The 21,185-nt window shown below is 73.5% G+C and carries 3 protein-coding genes; all 3 read left to right on the top strand.

Features of this window, described 5'->3' with window-relative positions:
* Genes fkbA through PS467_RS39420 form a run of 3 tightly spaced genes read left to right on the top strand, consistent with a single transcriptional unit; the run spans nucleotide 1 to nucleotide 21,133 of the window.
* Nucleotides 1-19,191, top strand: coding sequence for a tacrolimus type I polyketide synthase FkbA (gene fkbA, locus PS467_RS39430; RefSeq protein ID WP_311039326.1), 19,191 nt, complete (start codon nucleotides 1-3; stop codon nucleotides 19,189-19,191).
* The gene (locus PS467_RS39425) at nucleotides 19,188-20,354 is read left to right on the top strand and encodes a C9 hydroxylase cytochrome P450 (protein WP_311039325.1); all 1,167 of its coding nucleotides are present in this window, start codon (nucleotides 19,188-19,190) and stop codon (nucleotides 20,352-20,354) included. Before fkbA ends, PS467_RS39425 begins: the two co-directional genes overlap by 4 nt.
* Entirely contained in the window at nucleotides 20,351-21,133 is a 783-nt protein-coding gene (locus tag PS467_RS39420) for an FkbM family methyltransferase (RefSeq protein WP_311039324.1), read from the top strand. Before PS467_RS39425 ends, PS467_RS39420 begins: the two co-directional genes overlap by 4 nt.
* Nucleotides 21,134-21,185 lie beyond the last annotated feature (52 nt).

Raw genomic sequence — 21,185 nt, 5'->3', positions numbered from 1 at the left:
ATGCCCGAGCAGGACAAGACAGTCGAGTACCTTCGCTGGGCGACCGCGGAACTCCAGAAGACCCGTGCGGAACTCGCCGCGCACAGCGAGCCGTTGGCGATCGTGGGGATGGCCTGCCGGCTGCCCGGCGGGGTCGGGTCGCCGGAGGACCTGTGGCAGTTGCTGGAGTCCGGTGGTGACGGCATCACCGCGTTCCCCACGGACCGGGGCTGGGAGACCACCGCCGACGGTCGCGGCGGCTTCCTCACCGGGGCGGCCGGCTTCGACGCGGCGTTCTTCGGGATCAGCCCGCGTGAGGCACTGGCGATGGACCCGCAGCAGCGCCTGGCCCTGGAGACCTCGTGGGAGGCGTTCGAGCACGCGGGCATCGATCCGCAGACACTGCGGGGCAGTGACACGGGGGTGTTCCTCGGCGCGTTCTTCCAGGGGTACGGCATCGGCGCCGACTTCGACGGTTACGGCACCACGAGCATTCACACCAGCGTGCTCTCCGGCCGCCTCGCGTACTTCTACGGTCTGGAGGGTCCGGCGGTCACGGTCGACACGGCGTGTTCGTCGTCGCTGGTGGCGCTGCACCAGGCCGGGCAGTCACTGCGCTCCGGCGAATGCTCGCTCGCGCTGGTCGGCGGCGTCACGGTGATGGCATCGCCGGCGGGGTTCGCGGACTTCTCCGAGCAGGGCGGCCTGGCCCCCGACGCGCGCTGCAAGGCGTTCGCGGAAGCGGCTGACGGCACCGGTTTCGCCGAGGGGTCCGGCGTCCTGATCGTCGAGAAGCTCTCCGACGCCGAGCGCAACGGCCACCGCGTGCTGGCGGTCGTCCGGGGTTCCGCCGTCAACCAGGACGGTGCCTCCAACGGGCTGTCGGCGCCGAACGGGCCGTCGCAGGAGCGGGTGATCCGGCAGGCCCTGGCCAACGCCGGGCTCACCCCGGCGGACGTGGACGCCGTCGAGGCCCACGGCACCGGCACCAGGCTGGGCGACCCCATCGAGGCACAGGCGGTGCTGGCCACCTACGGGCAGGGGCGCGACACCCCCCTGCTGCTGGGCTCGCTGAAGTCCAACATCGGCCACACCCAGGCCGCCGCGGGCGTCGCCGGTGTCATCAAGATGGTCCTCGCCATGCGGCACGGCACCCTGCCCCGCACCCTGCACGTGGACACGCCGTCCTCGCACGTCGACTGGACGGCCGGAGCCGTCGAACTCCTCACCGACGCCCGCCCCTGGCCCGAAACCGACCGCCCACGGCGCGCCGGTGTGTCCTCCTTCGGCGTCAGCGGCACCAACGCCCACATCATCCTCGAAAGCCACCCCCGACCGGCCCCCGAACCCGACACCGCACCCGACACCGGACCGCTGCCACTGCTGCTCTCGGCACGCACCCCGCAGGCACTCGACGCACAGGTACACCGCCTGCGCGCGTTCCTCGACGACAACCCCGGCGCGGACCGGGTCGCCGTCGCGCAGACACTCGCCCGGCGCACCCAGTTCGAGCACCGCGCCGTGCTGCTCGGCGACACGCTCATCACCGTGAGCCCGAACGCCGGCCGCGGACCGGTGGTCTTCGTCTACTCGGGGCAAAGCACGCTGCACCCGCACACCGGGCGGCAACTCGCGGCCACCTACCCCGTGTTCGCCGACGCATGGCGCGAGGCCCTCGACCACCTCGACCCCGCCCAGGGCCCGGCCACGCACTTCGCCCACCAGACCGCGCTCACCGCGCTCCTGCGGTCCTGGGGCATCACCCCGCACGCGGTCATCGGCCACTCCCTCGGTGAGATCACCGCCGCGCACGCCGCCGGTGTCCTGTCCCTGAGGGACGCGGGCGCGCTCCTGACCACCCGCACCCGCCTGATGGACCAACTTCCGGCGGGCGGCGCGATGGTCACCGTCCTGACCAGCGAGGAAAAGGCACGCCAGGTGCTGCGGCCGGGGGTGGAGATCGCCGCCGTCAACGGCCCCCACTCCCTCGTGCTGTCCGGGGACGAGGAGGCCGTACTCGAAGCCGCCCGGCAGCTCGGCATCCACCACCGCCTGCCGACCCGCCACGCCGGCCACTCCGAGCGCATGCAGCCGCTCGTCGCCCCCCTCCTCGAACTTGCCCGGACCCTGACGTACCACCAGCCCCACACCGCCATCCCCGGCGACCCCACCACCGCCGAATACTGGGCGCACCAGGTCCGCGACCAAGTACGTTTCCAGGCGCACACCGAGCAGTACCCGGGCGCGACGTTCCTCGAGATCGGCCCCAACCAGGACCTCTCGCCGCTCGTCGACGGCGTTGCCGCCCAGACCGGTACGCCCGACGAGGTGCGGGCGCTGCACACCGCGCTCGCGCAGCTCCACGTCCGCGGCGTCGCGATCGACTGGACGCTCGTCCTCGGCGGGGACCGCGCGCCCGTCACGCTGCCCACGTATCCGTTCCAGCACAAGGACTACTGGCTGCGGCCCACCTCCCGGGCCGATGTGACCGGCGCGGGACAGGAGCAGGTGGCGCACCCGCTGCTCGGCGCCGCGGTCGCGCTGCCCGGCACGGGCGGAGTCGTCCTGACCGGCCGCCTGTCGCTGGCCTCCCATCCGTGGCTCGGCGAGCACGCGGTCGACGGCACCGTGCTCCTGCCCGGCGCGGCCTTCCTCGAACTCGCGGCGCGCGCCGGCGACGAGGTCGGCTGCGACCTGCTGCACGAACTCGTCATCGAGACGCCGCTCGTGCTGCCCGCGACCGGCGGTGTGGCGGTCTCCGTCGAGGTCGCCGAACCCGACGACACGGGGCGGCGGGCGGTCACCGTCCACGCGCGGGCCGACGGCTCGGGCCTGTGGACCCGCCACGCCGGCGGATTCCTCGGCACGGCACCGGCACCGGCACCGGCCGCCGGGGCGGACCCGGCACCCTGGCCGCCCACGGAAGCCGGACCGGTCGACGTCGCCGACGTCTACGACCGGTTCGAGGACATCGGGTACTCCTACGGACCGGGCTTCCGGGGGCTGCGGGCCGCCTGGCGCGCCGGCGACACCGTGTACGCCGAGGTCGCGCTCCCCGACGAGCAGAACGCCGACGCCGCCCGTTTCACGCTGCACCCCGCGCTGCTCGACGCCGCGTTCCAGGCCGGCGCGCTGGCCGCGCTCGACGCACCCGGCGGGGCGGCCCGACTGCCGTTCTCGTTCCAGGACGTCCACATCCACGCGGCCGGGGCGACGCGGCTGCGGGTCACGGTCGGCCGCGACGGCGAGCGCAGCACCGTCCGCATGACCGGCCCGGACGGGCAGCTGGTGGCCGTGGTCGGTTCCGTGCTGTCGCGCCCGTACGCGGAAGGCTCCGGTGACGGCCTGCTGCGCCCGGTCTGGACCGAGCTGCCGATGCCCGTCCCGTCCGCGGACGACCCGCGCGTGGAGGTCCTCGGCGCCGACCCGGGCGACGGCGACGTTCCGGCGGCCACCCGAGAGCTGACCGCCCGCGTCCTCGGCGCGCTCCAGCACCACCTGTCCGCCGCCGAGGACACCACCTTGGTGGTACGGACCGGCACCGGCCCGGCCGCTGCCGCCGCCGCGGGCCTGGTCCGCTCGGCGCAGGCGGAGAACCCCGGCCGCGTCGTGCTCGTCGAGGCGTCCCCGGACACCCCGGTGGAGCTGCTCGCCGCGTGCGCCGCGCTGGACGAACCGCAACTGGCCGTCCGGGACGGCGTGCTCTTCGCGCCGCGGCTGGTCCGGGTGTCCGACCCCGCGCACGGCCCGCTGTCCCTGCCGGACGGCGACTGGCTGCTCACCCGGTCCGCCTCCGGCACGTTGCACGACGTCGCGCTCACCGCCGACGACACGCCCCGGCGGGCGCTCGAAGCCGGCGAGGTCCGCATCGACGTCCGCGCGGCCGGACTGAACTTCCGCGATGTGCTGATCGCGCTCGGGACGTACACCGGGGCCACGGCCATGGGCGGCGAGGCCGCGGGCGTCGTGGTGGAGACCGGGCCCGGCGTGGACGACCTGTCCCCCGGCGACCGGGTGTTCGGCCTGACCCGGGGCGGCATCGGCCCGACGGCCGTCACCGACCGGCGCTGGCTGGCCCGGATCCCCGACGGCTGGAGCTTCACCACGGCGGCGTCCGTCCCCATCGTGTTCGCGACCGCGTGGTACGGCCTGGTCGACCTCGGCACGCTGCGCGCCGGCGAGAAGGTCCTCGTCCACGCGGCCACCGGCGGTGTCGGCATGGCCGCCGCACAGATCGCCCGCCACCTGGGCGCCGAGCTCTACGCCACCGCCAGTACCGGCAAGCAGCACGTCCTGCGCGCCGCCGGGCTGCCCGACACGCACATCGCCGACTCTCGGACGACCGCGTTCCGGACCGCTTTCCCGCGCATGGACGTCGTCCTGAACGCGCTGACCGGCGAGTTCATCGACGCGTCGCTCGACCTGCTGGACGCCGACGGCCGGTTCGTCGAGATGGGCCGCACCGAGCTGCGCGACCCGGCCGCGATCGTCCCCGCCTACCTGCCGTTCGACCTGCTGGACGCGGGCGCCGACCGCATCGGCGAGATCCTGGGCGAACTGCTCCGGCTGTTCGACGCGGGCGCGCTGGAGCCGCTGCCGGTCCGTGCCTGGGACGTCCGGCAGGCACGCGACGCGCTCGGCTGGATGAGCCGCGCCCGTCACATCGGCAAGAACGTCCTGACGCTGCCCCGGCCGCTCGACCCGGAGGGCGCCGTCGTCATCACCGGCGGCTCCGGCACGCTCGCCGGCATCCTCGCCCGCCACCTGCGCGAACGGCATGTCTACCTGCTGTCCCGGACGGCACCGCCCGAGGGGACGCCCGGCGTCCACCTGCCCTGCGACGTCGGTGACCGGGACCAGCTGGCGGCGGCCCTTGGGCGGGTGGACCGGCCGATCACCGCCGTGGTGCACCTCGCCGGTGCGCTGGACGACGGCACCGTCGCATCGCTCACCCCCGAGCGTTTCGACACGGTGTTGCGCCCGAAGGCCGACGGCGCCTGGTACCTGCACGAGCTGACGAAGGAGCAGGACCTCGCCGCGTTCGTGCTCTACTCGTCGGCCGCCGGCGTGCTCGGCAACGCCGGCCAGGGCAACTACGTCGCCGCGAACGCGTTCCTCGACGCGCTCGCCGAGCTGCGCCACGGTTCCGGGCTGCCGGCCCTCTCCATCGCCTGGGGGCTCTGGGAGGACGTGAGCGGGCTCACCGCGGCGCTCGGCGAAGCCGACCGGGACCGGATGCGGCGCAGCGGTTTCCGGGCCATCACCGCGCAACAGGGCATGCACCTGTACGAGGCGGCCGGCCGCACCGGAAGTCCCGTGGTGGTCGCGGCGGCGCTCGACGACGCGCCGGACGTGCCGCTGCTGCGCGGCCTGCGGCGGACGACCGTCCGGCGGGCCGCCGTCCGGGAGCGTTCGTCCGCCGACCGGCTCGCCGCGCTGACCGGCGACGAGCTCGCCGAAGCGCTGTTGACGCTCGTCCGGGAGAGCACCGCCGCCGTGCTCGGCCACGTGGGTGGCGAGGACATCCCCGCGACGGCGGCGTTCAAGGACCTCGGCATCGACTCGCTCACCGCGGTCCAGCTGCGCAACGCCCTCACCGAGGCGACCGGTGTGCGGCTGAACGCCACGGCGGTCTTCGACTTCCCGACCCCACACGTGCTCGCCGGGAAGCTCGGCGACGAACTGACCGGCACCCGCGCGCCCGTCGTGCCCCGGACCGCGGCCACGGCCGGTGCGCACGACGAGCCGCTGGCGATCGTGGGGATGGCCTGCCGGCTGCCCGGCGGGGTGGCGTCACCCGAGGAGCTGTGGCACCTCGTGGCGTCCGGCACCGACGCCATCACGGAGTTCCCGACGGACCGCGGCTGGGACGTCGACGCGATCTACGACCCGGACCCCGACGCGATCGGCAAGACCTTCGTCCGGCACGGCGGCTTCCTCACCGGCGCGACAGGCTTCGACGCGGCGTTCTTCGGCATCAGCCCGCGCGAGGCCCTCGCGATGGACCCGCAGCAACGGGTGCTCCTGGAGACGTCGTGGGAGGCGTTCGAAAGCGCCGGCATCACCCCGGACTCGACCCGCGGCAGCGACACCGGCGTGTTCGTCGGCGCCTTCTCCTACGGTTACGGCACCGGTGCGGACACCGACGGCTTCGGCGCGACCGGCTCGCAGACCAGTGTGCTCTCCGGCCGGCTGTCGTACTTCTACGGTCTGGAGGGCCCGGCGGTCACCGTCGACACGGCGTGTTCGTCGTCGCTGGTGGCGCTGCACCAGGCCGGACAGTCGCTGCGCTCCGGCGAATGCTCGCTCGCCCTGGTCGGCGGCGTCACGGTCATGGCGTCTCCCGGCGGCTTCGTGGAGTTCTCCCGGCAGCGCGGCCTCGCGCCGGACGGCCGGGCGAAGGCGTTCGGCGCGGGTGCGGACGGCACGAGCTTCGCCGAGGGTGCCGGTGTGCTGATCGTCGAGAGGCTCTCCGACGCCGAACGCAACGGCCACACCGTCCTGGCGGTCGTCCGGGGTTCGGCGGTCAACCAGGACGGTGCCTCCAACGGGCTGTCGGCGCCGAACGGGCCCTCGCAGGAACGGGTGATCCGGCAGGCCCTGGCCAACGCCGGACTCACCCCGGCGGACGTGGACGCCGTCGAGGCCCACGGCACCGGCACCAGGCTGGGCGACCCCATCGAGGCGCAGGCGGTACTGGCCACCTACGGACAGGAGCGCGCCACCCCCCTGCTGCTGGGCTCGCTGAAGTCCAACATCGGCCACGCCCAGGCCGCGTCCGGCGTCGCCGGCATCATCAAGATGGTGCAGGCCCTCCGGCACGGGGAGCTGCCGCCGACGCTGCACGCCGACGAGCCGTCGCCGCACGTCGACTGGACGGCCGGCGCCGTCGAACTGCTGACGTCGGCCCGGCCGTGGCCCGAGACCGACCGGCCACGGCGTGCCGCCGTCTCCTCGTTCGGGGTGAGCGGCACCAACGCCCACGTCATCCTGGAGGCCGGACCGGTAACGGAGACGCCCGCGGCATCGCCGGCCGGTGACCTTCCCCTGCTGGTGTCGGCACGCTCACCGGAAGCGCTCGACGAGCAGATCCGCCGACTGCGCGGCTACCTGGACACCACCCCGGACGTCGACCGGGTGGCCGTGGCACAGACGCTGGCCCGGCGCACGCACTTCGCCCACCGCGCCGTGCTGCTCGGTGACACCGTCATCACCACACCCCCCGCGGACCGGCCCGACGAACTCGTCTTCGTCTACTCCGGCCAGGGCACCCAGCATCCCGCGATGGGCGAGCAGCTCGCCGCCGCCCATCCGGTGTTCGCCGACGCCTGGCATGAAGCGCTCCGCCGCCTTGACGACCCCGACCCCCACGACCCCACGCACAGCCAGCATGTGCTCTTCGCCCACCAGGCGGCGTTCACCGCCCTCCTGCGGTCCTGGGGCATCACCCCGCACGCGGTCATCGGCCACTCGCTGGGCGAGATCACCGCGGCGCACGCCGCCGGCATCCTGTCGCTGGACGACGCGTGCACCCTGATCACCACGCGCGCCCGCCTCATGCACACGCTCCCGCCACCCGGTGCCATGGTCACCGTCCTGACCAGCGAAGAGAAGGCACGCCAGGCGTTGCGGCCGGGCGTGGAGATCGCCGCCGTCAACGGGCCCCACTCCCTCGTGCTGTCCGGGGACGAGGACGCCGTGCTCACCGTCGCCGGGCAGCTCGGCATCCACCACCGCCTGCCCGCCCCGCACGCCGGGCACTCCGCGCACATGGAGCCCGTGGCCGCCGAGCTGCTCGCCACCACCCGCGGGCTCCGCTACAACCCTCCCCACACCTCCATTCCGAACGACCCCACCACCGCCGAGTACTGGGCCGAGCAGGTCCGCAAGCCCGTGCTGTTCCACGCCCACACGCAGCAGTACCCGGACGCCGTGTTCGTGGAGATCGGCCCCGCCCAGGACCTCTCCCCGCTCGTCGACGGGATTCCGCTGCAGAACGGCACCGCGGACGAGGTGCACGCGCTGCACACCGCGCTCGCGCACCTCTACGCGCGCGGTGCCACGCTCGACTGGCCCCGCATCCTCGGGGGTGGGTCACGGCACGACGCGGATGTGCCCGCGTACGCGTTCCAACGGCGGCACTACTGGATCGAGTCGGCGCGCCCGGCCGCATCCGACGCGGGCCACCCCGTGCTGGGCTCCGGTATCGCCCTCGCCGGGTCGCCGGGCCGGGTGTTCACGGGTTCCGTGCCGACCGGTGCGGACCGCGCGGTGTTCGTCGCCGAGCTGGCGCTGGCCGCCGCGGACGCGGTCGACTGCGCCACGGTCGAGCGGCTCGCCATCGCCTCCGTGCCCAGCCGGCCGGGCCATGGCCGGACGACCGTACAGACCTGGGTCGACGAGCCGGCGGACGACGGCCGGCGCCGGTTCACCGTGCACACCCGCACCGGCGACGCCCCGTGGACGCTGCACGCCGAGGGGGTGCTGCGCCCCCATGGCACGGCCCTGCCCGATGCGGCCGGCACCGAGTGGCCCCCACCGGGCGCGGTGCCCGCGGACGGGCTGCCGGGTGTGTGGCGCCGGGGGGACCAGGTCTTCGCCGAGGCCGATGTGGACGGACCGGACGGTTTCGTGGTGCACCCCGACCTGCTCGACGCGGTCTTCTCCGCGGTCGGCGACGGAAGCCGCCAGCCGGCCGGATGGCGCGACCTGACGGTGCACGCGTCGGACGCCACCGTACTGCGCGCCTGCCTCACCCGGCGCACCGACGGAGCCATGGGACTCGCCGCCTTCGACGGCGCCGGCCTGCCGGTGCTCACCGCGGAGGCGGTGACGCTGCGGGAGGTGGCGTCAACGTCCGGTTCCGAGGAGTCGGACGGCCTGCTCCGGTTGGAGTGGCTCGCGGTCGCCGAGGCGGTCTACGACGGTGACCTGCCCGAGGGACATGTCCTGATCACCGCCGCCCACCCCGACGACCCCGAGGACATACCCACCCGCGCCCACACCCGCGCCACCCGCGTCCTGACCGCCCTGCAACACCACCTCACCACCACCGACCACACCCTCATCGTCCACACCACCACCGACCCCGCCGGCGCCACCGTCACCGGCCTCACCCGCACCGCCCAGAACGAACACCCCCACCGCATCCGCCTCATCGAAACCGACCACCCCCACACCCCCCTCCCCCTGGCCCAACTCGCCACCCTCGACCACCCCCACCTCCGCCTCACCCACCACACCCTCCACCACCCCCACCTCACCCCCCACCACACCACCACCCCACCCACCACCACCCCCCTCAACCCCGAACACGCCATCATCATCACCGGCGGCTCCGGCACCCTCGCCGGCATCCTCGCCCGCCACCTGAACCACCCCCACACCTACCTCCTCTCCCGCACCCCACCCCCCGACACCACCCCCGGCACCCACCTCCCCTGCGACGTCGGCGACCCCCACCAACTCGCCACCACCCTCGCCCACATCCCCCAACCCCTCACCGCCATCTTCCACACCGCCGCCACCCTCGACGACGGCATCATCGACGCCCTCACCCCCGACCGCCTCACCACCGTCCTCCACCCCAAAGCCAACGCCGCCTGGCACCTGCACCACCTCACCCAAAACCAACCCCTCACCCACTTCGTCCTCTACTCCAGCGCCGCCGCCGTCCTCGGCAGCCCCGGACAAGGAAACTACGCCGCCGCCAACGCCTTCCTCGACGCCCTCGCCACCCACCGCCACACCCTCGGCCAACCCGCCACCTCCATCGCCTGGGGCATGTGGCACACCACCAGCACCCTCACCGGACAACTCAGCGACGCCGACCGGGACCGCATCCGCCGCGGCGGTTTCCTCCCGATCACGGACGACGAGGGCATGCGCCTGTACGAGGCGGCGGTCGGCTCCGGCGAGGACTTCGTCATGGCCGCCGCGATGGACCCGGCACAGCCGATGACCGGCTCCGTACCGCCCATCCTGAGCGGCCTGCGCAGGAGCGCGCGGCGCGTCGCCCGTGCCGGGCAGACGTTCGCCCAGCGGCTCGCCGAGCTGCCCGACGCCGACCGCGGCGCGGCGCTGGTCACCCTCGTCTCGGACGCCACGGCCGCCGTGCTCGGCCACGCCGACGCCTCCGAGATCGCGCCGACCACGACGTTCAAGGACCTCGGCATCGACTCGCTCACCGCGATCGAGCTGCGCAACCGGCTCGCGGAGGCGACCGGGCTGCGGCTGAGTGCCACGCTGGTGTTCGACCACCCGACACCTCGGGTCCTCGCCGCCAAGCTCCGCACCGATCTGTTCGGCACGGCCGTGCCCACGCCCGCGCGGACGGCACGGACCCACCACGACGAGCCACTCGCGATCGTCGGCATGGCGTGCCGACTGCCCGGCGGGGTCGCCTCGCCGGAGGACCTGTGGCAGCTCGTGGCGTCCGGCACCGACGCGATCACCGAGTTCCCCACCGACCGCGGCTGGGACATCGACCGGCTGTTCGACCCGGACCCGGATGCCCCCGGCAAGACCTACGTCCGGCACGGCGGCTTCCTGGCCGAGGCCGCCGGCTTCGATGCCGCGTTCTTCGGCATCAGCCCGCGCGAGGCACGGGCCATGGACCCGCAGCAGCGCGTCATCCTCGAAACCTCCTGGGAGGCGTTCGAGAACGCGGGCATCGTGCCGGACACGCTGCGCGGCAGCGACACCGGCGTGTTCATGGGCGCGTTCTCCCATGGGTACGGCGCCGGCGTCGACCTGGGCGGGTTCGGCGCCACGGCCACCCAGAACAGCGTGCTCTCCGGCCGGTTGTCGTACTTCTTCGGCATGGAGGGTCCGGCCGTCACGGTCGACACGGCGTGCTCGTCGTCGCTGGTCGCCCTGCACCAGGCGGCACAGGCGCTGCGGACCGGAGAATGCTCGCTGGCGCTCGCCGGCGGTGTCACGGTGATGCCCACCCCGCTGGGCTACGTCGAGTTCTGCCGCCAGCGGGGACTCGCCCCCGACGGCCGTGCCAAGGCCTTCGCGGAAGGCGCCGACGGCACGAGCTTCTCGGAGGGCGCCGGCGTTCTGGTGCTGGAGCGGCTCTCCGACGCCGAGCGCAACGGACACACCGTCCTCGCGGTCGTCCGCTCCTCCGCCGTCAACCAGGACGGCGCCTCCAACGGCATCTCCGCACCCAACGGCCCCTCCCAGCAGCGCGTCATCCGCCAGGCCCTCGACAAGGCGGGGCTCGCCCCCGCCGACGTGGACGTGGTGGAGGCCCACGGCACCGGAACCCCGCTGGGCGACCCGATCGAGGCACAGGCCATCATCGCGACCTACGGCCAGGACCGCGACACACCGCTCTACCTCGGTTCGGTCAAGTCGAACATCGGACACACCCAGACCACCGCCGGTGTCGCCGGCGTCATCAAGATGGTCATGGCGATGCGCCACGGGATCGCGCCGAAGACGCTGCACGTGGACGAGCCGTCCTCGCATGTGGACTGGACCGAGGGCGCGGTGGAACTGCTCACCGACGCGAGGCCGTGGCCCGACGCGGGACGCCCGCGCCGCGCGGGCGTGTCGTCGCTCGGTATCAGCGGTACGAACGCCCACGTCATCCTTGAGGGTGTTCCCGGGCCGTCTGTCGTGGAGTCGGTTGTTGACGGGTTGGTGCCGTTGCCGGTGTCGGCTCGGAGTGAGGTGAGTCTGCGGGGGCAGGTGGAGCGGCTGGAGGGGTATCTGCGCGGGGGTGGTGTGGATGTGGCCGCGGTCGCACAGGGGCTGGTGCGTGAGCGTGCTGTCTTCGGTCACCGTACGGTGCTGCTGGGCGATGCCCGGGTGACGGGCGTGGCGGTGGACCAGCCGCGCACCGTGTTCGTCTTCCCCGGCCAGGGCGCCCAGTGGGTCGGCATGGGCGTGGAACTCATGGCCCGCTCCGCGGTGTTCGCCGCGCGTATGGAGGAGTGCGCTCAGGCGTTGCTGCCCCACACGGGCTGGGATGTGCGGGAGATGCTGTCACGGCCGGATGTGGCGGAGCGGGTGGAGGTGGTCCAGCCGGCCAGCTGGGCGGTCGCGGTGAGCCTGGCCGCGCTGTGGCAGGCCCACGGGGTCGTGCCGGACGCGGTGATCGGACACTCCCAGGGCGAGATCGCGGCGGCGTGCGTGGCCGGAGCCCTCAGCCTTGAGGACGCCGCCCGTGTGGTGGCGTTGCGCAGTCAGGTGATCGCGGCGCGGCTGGCCGGCCGGGGAGCGATGGCTTCGGTGGCGCTGCCGGCCGGTGAAGTGGGTCTGGTCGAGGGTGTGTGGATCGCGGCGCGTAATGGTCCGTCTTCGACGGTGGTGGCGGGTGAGCCGTCGGCGGTGGAGGAGGTGGTGGCGCGGTATGAGGCCGATGGGGTGCGGGTGCGTCGTATCGCGGTCGACTACGCCTCCCACACGCCTCATGTGGAGGCTATCGAGGACGAGTTGGCCGAGGTGCTGGAGGGGATTTCCGGCGGGACTGGGTCGGTGGCGTGGTGGTCCACGGTGGACAGCGCCTGGGTGACGGAGCCAGTGGATGAGGGGTACTGGTACCGGAATCTGCGTCGTCCGGTGGCGCTGGATGCGGCGGTGGCGGAGTTGGACGGGTCGGTGTTCGTGGAGTGCAGTGCCCATCCGGTGCTGCTGCCGGCGATGGAACAGGCCCACACGGTCGCGTCGTTGCGCACCGGTGACGGCGGCTGGGAGCGGTGGCTGACAGCGTTGGCGCAGGCGTGGACCCTGGGCGCGGCGGTGGACTGGGACACGGTGGTCGAACCGGTGCCGGGACGGCTGCTGGATCTGCCGACCTACGCGTTCGAGCACAGGCGGTACTGGCTGGAGGCGGCCGGTGCCACGGATCTGTCCGCGGCGGGGCTGACGGGGGCGGCGCATCCGATGCTGGCCGCTGTCACAGCGCTGCCCGCCGACGATGGTGGTGTTGTTCTCACCGGCCGGATCTCGTTGCGTACGCATCCCTGGCTGGCTGATCATGCGGTGCGGGGCACGGTTCTGCTGCCGGGTACGGCGTTTGTGGAGCTGGTCATCCGGGCCGGTGACGAGACCGGTTGCGGGGTGGTGGATGAGCTGGTCATCGAGACCCCGCTCGTGGTGCCGGTGACCGAAGCCGTGGATGTGTCGGTGACGGTGGAAGGGGCCGATGAGGCCGGACGGCGGCCGGTGACCGTCCACGCGCGCACCGAAGGCACCGGCAGCTGGACCCGGCACGCCAGCGGCACCCTGACCCCCGACACCCCCAACGCTTCCGGTGTTGTCGGTGCGGAGCCGTTCTCGCAGTGGCCACCGGCCACGGCCGCGGCCGTCGACACCTCGGAGTTCTACTCGCGCCTGGACGCGCTGGGCTACCGGTTCGGACCCATGTTCCGCGGAATGCGGGCTGCCTGGCGTGATGGTGACACCGTGTATGCCGAGGTCGCGCTCCCCGAGGACCGTGCCGCCGACGCGGACGGTTTCGGCATGCACCCGGCGCTGCTCGACGCGGCCTTGCAGAGCGGCAGCCTGCTCATGCTGGAATCGGACGGCGAGCAGAGCGTGCAACTGCCGTTCTCCTGGCACGGCGTCCGGTTCCACGCGACGGGCGCGACCATGCTGCGGGTGGCGGTCGTACCGGGCCCGGACGGCCTCCGGCTGCATGCCGCGGACAGCGGGAACCGTCCCGTCGCGACGATCGACGCGCTCGTGACCCGGTCCCCGGAAGCGGACCTCGCGCCCGCCGATCCGATGCTGCGGGTCGGGTGGGCCCCGGTGCCCGTACCTGCCGGGGCCGGTCCGTCCGACGCGGACGTGCTGACGCTGCGCGGCGACGACGCCGACCCGCTCGGGGAGACCCGGGACCTGACGACCCGTGTTCTCGACGCGCTGCTCCGGGCCGACCGGCCGGTGATCTTCCAGGTGACCGGTGGCCTCGCCGCCAAGGCGGCCGCAGGACTGGTCCGCACCGCTCAGAACGAGCAGCCCGGCCGCTTCTTCCTCGTCGAAACGGACCCGTCAGAGGTCCTGGACGGCGCGAAGCGCGACGCGATCGCGGCACTCGGCGAGCCCCATGTGCGGCTGCGCGACGGCCTCTTCGAGGCAGCCCGGCTGATGCGGGCCACACCGTCCCTGACGCTCCCGGACACCGGGTCGTGGCAGCTGCGGCCGTCCGCCACCGGTTCCCTCGACGACCTCGCCGTCGTCCGCACCGACGCCCCGGACCGGCCGCTCGCGGCCGGCGAGGTGCGGATCGCGGTACGCGCGGCGGGCCTGAACTTCCGGGATGTCACGGTCGCGCTCGGCGTGGTCGCCGATGAGCGTCCGCTCGGCAGCGAGGCCGCGGGTGTCGTCCTGGAGACCGGCCCCGGTGTGCACGACCTGGCGCCCGGCGACCGGGTCCTGGGGATGCTCGCGGGCGCCTTCGGACCAGTCGCGATCACCGACCGGCGGCTGCTCGGCCGGATGCCGGACGGCTGGACGTTCCCGCAGGCGGCGTCCGTGATGACCGCGTTCGCGACCGCGTGGTACGGCCTGGTCGACCTGGCCGGGCTGCGCCCCGGAGAGAAGGTCCTGATCCACGCGGCGGCGACCGGCGTCGGCGCGGCGGCCGTCCAGATCGCGCGGCATCTGGGCGCGGAGGTGTACGCCACCACCAGCGCCGCGAAGCGCCATCTGGTGGACCTGGACGGAGCGCATCTGGCCGATTCCCGCAGCACCGCGTTCGCCGACGCGTTCCCGCCGGTCGATGTCGTGCTCAACTCGCTCACCGGTGAACTCCTCGACGCGTCCGTCGGCCTGCTCGCGCCGGGCGGCCGGTTCATCGAGATGGGCAAGACCGACATCCGCCACGCCGTCCAGCAGCCGTTCGACCTGATGGACGCCGGCCCCGACCGGATGCAGCGGATCATCGTCGAGCTGCTCGGCCTGTTCGCGCGCGACGTGCTGCACCCGCTGCCGGTCCACGCCTGGGACGTGCGGCAGGCACGGGAGGCGTTCGGCTGGATGAGCAGCGGGCGTCACACCGGCAAGCTGGTGCTGACGATCCCGCGGCCGCTGGACCCCGAGGGGGCCGTCGTCATCACCGGCGGCTCCGGCACCCTCGCCGGCATCCTCGCCCGCCACCTGAACCACCCCCACACCTACCTGCTCTCCCGCACCCCACCCCCCGACACCACCCCCGGCACCCACCTCCCCTGCGACGTCGGCGACCCCCACCAACTCGCCACCACCCTCGCCCGCATCCCCCAACCCCTCACCGCCGTCTTCCACACCGCCGGAACCCTCGACGACGCCCTGCTCGACAACCTCACCCCCGACCGCATCGACACCGTCCTCAAACCCAAGGCCGACGCCGCCTGGCACCTGCACCGGCTCACCCGCGACACCGACCTCGCCGCGTTCGTCGTCTACTCCGCGGTCGCCGGCCTCATGGGCAGCCCGGGGCAGGGCAACTACGTCGCGGCGAACGCGTTCCTCGACGCGCTCGCCGAACACCGCCGTACGCAAGGACTGCCCGCGCAGTCCCTCGCGTGGGGCATGTGGGCGGACGTCAGCGCGCTCACCGCGAAACTCACCGACGCGGACCGCCAGCGCATCCGGCGCAGCGGATTCCCGCCGTTGAGCGCCGCGGACGGCATGCGGCTGTTCGACGCGGCGACGCGTACCCCGGAACCGGTCGTCGTCGCGACGACCGTCGACCTCACCCAGCTCGACGGCCCCGTCGCACCGTTGCTCCGCGGTCTGGCCGCGCACCGGGCCGGGCCGGCGCGCACGGTCGCCCGCAACGCCGGCGAAGAGCCCCTGGCCGTGCGTCTCGCCGGGCGTACCGCCGCCGAGCAGCGGCGCATCATGCAGGAGGTCGTGCTCCGCCACGCGGCCGCGGTCCTCGCGTACGGGCTGGGCGACCGCGTGGCGGCGGACCGGCCGTTCCGCGAGCTCGGTTTCGACTCGCTGACCGCGGTCGACCTGCGCAATCGGCTCGCGGCCGAGACGGGGCTGCGGCTGCCGACGACGCTGGTGTTCAGCCACCCGACGGCGGAGGCGCTCACCGCCCACCTGCTCGAACTGATCGACGCTCCCACCGCCCGGATCGCCGGGGAGTCCCTGCCCGCGGTGACGGCCGCTCCCGTGGCGGCCGCGCGGGACCAGGACGAGCCGATCGCCATCGTGGCGATGGCGTGCCGGCTGCCCGGTGGTGTGACGTCGCCCGAGGACCTGTGGCGGCTCGTCGAGTCCGGCACCGACGCGATCACCACGCCTCCTGACGACCGCGGCTGGGACGTCGACGCGCTGTACGACGCGGACCCGGACGCGGCCGGCAAGGCGTACAACCTGCGGGGCGGTTACCTGGACGGGGCGGCGGAGTTCGACGCGGCGTTCTTCGACATCAGCCCGCGCGAAGCGCTCGGCATGGACCCGCAGCAACGCCTGCTGCTCGAAACGGCGTGGGAGGCGATCGAGCGCGGCCGGATCAGTCCGGCGTCGCTCCGCGGCCGGGAGGTCGGCGTCTACGTCGGTGCGGCCGCGCAGGGCTACGGGCTGGGCGCCGAGGACACCGAGGGCAACGCGATCACCGGTGGTTCCACGAGCCTGCTGTCCGGACGGCTGGCGTACGTGCTCGGGCTGGAGGGCCCGGCGGTCACCGTGGACACGGCGTGCTCGTCGTCTCTGGTCGCGCTGCACCTGGCGTGCCAGGGGCTGCGCCTGGGCGAGTGCGAACTCGCTCTGGCCGGAGGGGTCTCCGTACTGAGTTCGCCGGCCGCGTTCGTGGAGTTCTCCCGCCAGCGCGGGCTCGCGGCCGACGGGCGCTGCAAGTCGTTCGGCGCGGGCGCGGACGGCACGACGTGGTCCGAGGGCGTGGGCGTGCTCGTACTGGAACGGCTCTCCGACGCCGAGCGGCTCGGGCACACCGTGCTCGCCGTCGTCCGCGGCAGCGCCGTCACGTCCGACGGCGCCTCCAACGGCCTCACCGCGCCGAACGGACTCTCGCAGCAGCGGGTCATCCGGAAGGCGCTCGCCGCGGCCGGGCTGACCGGCGCCGACGTGGACGTCGTCGAGGGGCACGGCACCGGCACCCGGCTCGGCGACCCGGTCGAGGCGGACGCGCTGCTCGCGACGTACGGGCAGAACCGTCCGGCACCGGTCTGGCTGGGCTCGCTGAAGTCGAACATCGGACATGCCACGGCCGCGGCCGGTGTCGCGGGCGTCATCAAGATGGTGCAGGCGATCGGCGCGGGCACGATGCCGCGGACACTGCATGTGGAGGAGCCCTCGCCCGCCGTCGACTGGAGCACCGGACAGGTGTCCCTGCTCGGCTCCAACCGGCCCTGGCCGGACGACGCGCGTCCGCGCCGGGCGGCCGTCTCCGCGTTCGGGCTCAGCGGGACGAACGCGCACGTCATCCTGGAACAGCACCGTCCGGCGCCCGTGGCGTCCCAGCCGCCCCGGCCGCCCCGCGAGGAGTCCCAGCCGCTGCCGTGGGTGCTCTCCGCGCGGACTCCGGACGCGCTGCGGGCCCAGGCGGCCCGGCTGCGCGACCACCTCGCGGTGGCACCGGACGCGGATCCGTTGGACATCGGGTACGCGCTGGCCACCAGCCGCGCCCAGTTCGCCCACCGTGCCGCGGTCGTCGCCACCACCCCGGACGGATTCCGTGCCGCGCTCGACGGCCTCGCGGACGGCGCGGAGGCGCCCGGAGTCGTCACCGGGACCGCTCAGGAGCGGCGCGTCGCCTTCCTCTTCGACGGCCAGGGCGCCCAGCGCGCCGGAATGGGGCGCGATCTCCACCGGCGGTTCCCCGTCTTCGCCGCCGCGTGGGACGAGGTCTCCGACGCGTTCGGCAAGCACCTCAAGCACTCCCCCACGGACGTCTACCACGGCGAACACGGCGCTCTCGCCCATGACACCCTGTACGCCCAGGCCGGCCTGTTCACGCTCGAAGTGGCGCTGCTGCGGCTGCTGGAGCACTGGGGGGTGCGGCCGGACGTGCTCGTCGGGCACTCCGTCGGCGAGGTGACCGCGGCGTACGCGGCGGGGGTGCTCACCCTGGCGGACGCGACGGAGTTGATCGTGGCCCGGGGGCGGGCGCTGCGGGCGCTGCCGCCCGGGGCGATGATCGCGGTCGACGGAAGCCCGGCGGAGGTCGGCGCCCGCACGGATCTGGACATCGCCGCGGTCAACGGCCCGTCCGCCGTGGTGCTCGCCGGTTCGCCGGACGACGTGGCGGCGTTCGAACGGGAGTGGTCGGCGGCCGGGCGGCGCACGAAACGGCTCGACGTCGGGCACGCGTTCCACTCCCGGCACGTCGACGGTGCGCTCGACGGCTTCCGTACGGTGCTGGAGTCGCTCGCGTTCGGCGCGGCGCGGCTGCCGGTGGTGTCCACGACGACGGGCCGGGACGCCGCGGACGACCTCATAACGCCCGCGCACTGGCTGCGCCATGCGCGTCGGACGGTGCTGTTCTCGGATGCCGTCCGGGAGCTGGCCGACCGCGGCGTCACCACGTTCGTGGCCGTCGGCCCGTCCGGCTCCCTGGCGTCGGCCGCGGCGGAGAGCGCCGGGGAGGACGCCGGGACCTACCACGCGGTGCTGCGCGCCCGGACCAGCGAGGAGACCGCGGCGCTGACCGCCCTCGCCGAGCTGCACGCCCACGGCGTCCCGGTCGACCTGGCCGCGGTACTGGCCGGTGGCCGGCCAGTGGACCTCCCCGTGTACGCGTTCCAGCACCGCTCCTACTGGCTGGCCCCGGCCGTGGCGGGGGCGCCGGCCACCGTGGCGGACACCGGGGGCCCGGCGGAGTCCGAGCCGGAGGACCTCACCGTCGCCGAGATCGTCCGTCGGCGCACCGCGGCGCTGCTCGGCGTCACGGACCCCGCCGACGTCGATGCGGAAGCGACGTTCTTCGCGCTCGGTTTCGACTCACTGGCGGTGCAGCGGCTGCGCAACCAGCTCGCCTCGGCAACCGGGCTGGACCTGCCGGCGGCCGTCCTGTTCGACCACGACACCCCGGCCGCGCTCACCGCGTTCCTCCAGGACCGGATCGAGGCCGGCCAGGACCGGATCGAGGCCGGCGAGGACGACGACGCGCCCACCGTGCTCTCGCTCCTGGAGGAGATGGAGTCGCTCGACGCCGCGGACATCGCGGCGACGCCGGCCCCGGAGCGCGCGGCCATCGCCGATCTGCTCGACAAGCTCGCCCATACCTGGAAGGACTACCGATGAGCACCGATACGCACGAGGGAACGCCGCCCGCCGGCCGCTGCCCATTCGCGATCCAGGACGGTCACCGCGCCATCCTGGAGAGCGGCACGGTGGGTTCGTTCGACCTGTTCGGCGTCAAGCACTGGCTGGTCGCCGCCGCCGAGGACGTCAAGCTGGTCACCAACGATCCGCGGTTCAGCTCGGCCGCGCCGTCCGAGATGCTGCCCGACCGGCGGCCCGGCTGGTTCTCCGGGATGGACTCGCCGGAGCACAACCGCTACCGGCAGAAGATCGCGGGGGACTTCACACTGCGCGCGGCGCGCAAGCGGGAGGACTTCGTCGCCGAGGCCGCCGACGCCTGCCTGGACGACATCGAGGCCGCGGGACCCGGCACCGACCTCATCCCCGGGTACGCCAAGCGGCTGCCCTCCCTCGTCATCAACGCGCTGTACGGGCTCACCCCTGAGGAGGGGGCCGTGCTGGAGGCACGGATGCGCGACATCACCGGCTCGGCCGATCTGGACAGCGTCAAGACGCTGACCGACGACTTCTTCGGTCACGCGCTGCGGCTGGTCCGCGCAAAGCGTGACGAGCGGGGCGAGGACCTGCTGCACCGGCTCGCCTCGGCCGACGACGGCGAGATCTCGCTCAGCGACGACGAGGCGACGGGCGTGTTCGCGACGCTGCTGTTCGCCGGCCACGACTCGGTGCAGCAGATGGTCGGCTACTGCCTCTACGCACTGCTCAGCCACCCCGAGCAGCAGGCGGCGCTGCGCGCGCGCCCGGAGCTGGCCGACAACGCGGTCGAGGAGATGCTGCGTTTCCTGCCCGTCAACCAGATGGGGGTGCCGCGCGTCTGTGTCGAGGACGTCGATGTGCGGGGCGTGCGCATCCGTGCGGGCGACAACGTGATCCCTCTCTACTCGACGGCCAACCGCGACCCCGAGGTGTTCCCGCAGCCCGACACCTTCGATGTGACGCGCCCGCTGGAGGGCAACTTCGCGTTCGGCCACGGCATTCACAAGTGTCCCGGCCAGCACATCGCCCGGGTGCTCATCAAGGTCGCCTGCCTGCGGTTGTTCGAGCGTTTCCCGGACGTCCGGCTGGCCGGCGATGTGCCGATGAACGAGGGGCTCGGGCTGTTCAGCCCGGCCGAGCTGCGGGTCACCTGGGGGGCGGCATGAGTCACCCGGTGGAGACGTTGCGGTTGCCGAACGGGACGACGGTCGCGCACATCAACGCGGGCGAGGCGCAGTTCCTCTACCGGGAGATCTTCACCCAGCGCTGCTACCTGCGCCACGGTGTCGACCTGCGCCCGGGGGACGTGGTGTTCGACGTCGGCGCGAACATCGGCATGTTCACGCTTTTCGCGCATCTGGAATGTCCTGGTGTGACCGTGCACGCCTTCGAGCCCGCGCCCGTGCCGTTCGCGGCGCTGCGGGCGAACGTGACGCGGCACGGCATCCCGGGCCAGGCGGACCAGTGCGCGGTCTCCGACAGCTCCGGCACCCGGAAGATGACCTTCTATCCCGACGCCACGCTGATGTCCGGTTTCCACGCGGATGCCGCGGCCCGGACGGAGCTGTTGCGCACGCTCGGCCTCAACGGCGGCTACACCGCCGAGGACGTCGACACCATGCTCGCGCAACTGCCCGACGTCAGCGAGGAGATCGAAACCCCTGTGGTCCGGCTCTCCGACGTCATCGCGGAGCGCGGCATCGAGGCCATCGGCCTGCTGAAGGTCGACGTGGAGAAGAGCGAACGGCAGGTCTTCGCCGGCCTCGAGGACACCGACTGGCCCCGTATCCGCCAGGTCGTCGCGGAGGTCCACGACATCGACGGCGCGCTCGAGGAGGTCGTCACACTGCTCCGCGGCCATGGCTTCACCGTGGTCGCCGAGCAGGAACCGCTGTTCGCCGGCACGGGCATCCACCAGGTCGCCGCGCGGCGGGTGGCCGGCTGAGCGCCGTCGGGGCCGCGGCCGTCCGCACCGGCGGCCGCGGTGCGGACGGCGG

The organism is Streptomyces luomodiensis, assembly GCF_031679605.1.
GTDB lineage: Bacteria > Actinomycetota > Actinomycetes > Streptomycetales > Streptomycetaceae > Streptomyces > Streptomyces luomodiensis.
The sequence above is the reverse complement of the archived record's forward strand: the minus strand, read 5'-3'. Positions and strand labels throughout refer to the sequence as shown.

Excerpts from the sequence above, each read along its gene's own strand:
- PS467_RS39420 (WP_311039324.1), top strand. The coding sequence starts at position 20,351 with ATGAGTCACCCGGTGGAGACGTTGCGGTTGCCGAACGGGACGACGGTC.
- PS467_RS39425 (WP_311039325.1), top strand. The coding sequence starts at position 19,188 with ATGAGCACCGATACGCACGAGGGAACGCCGCCCGCCGGCCGCTGCCCA.
- fkbA (WP_311039326.1), top strand. The coding sequence starts at position 1 with ATGCCCGAGCAGGACAAGACAGTCGAGTACCTTCGCTGGGCGACCGCG.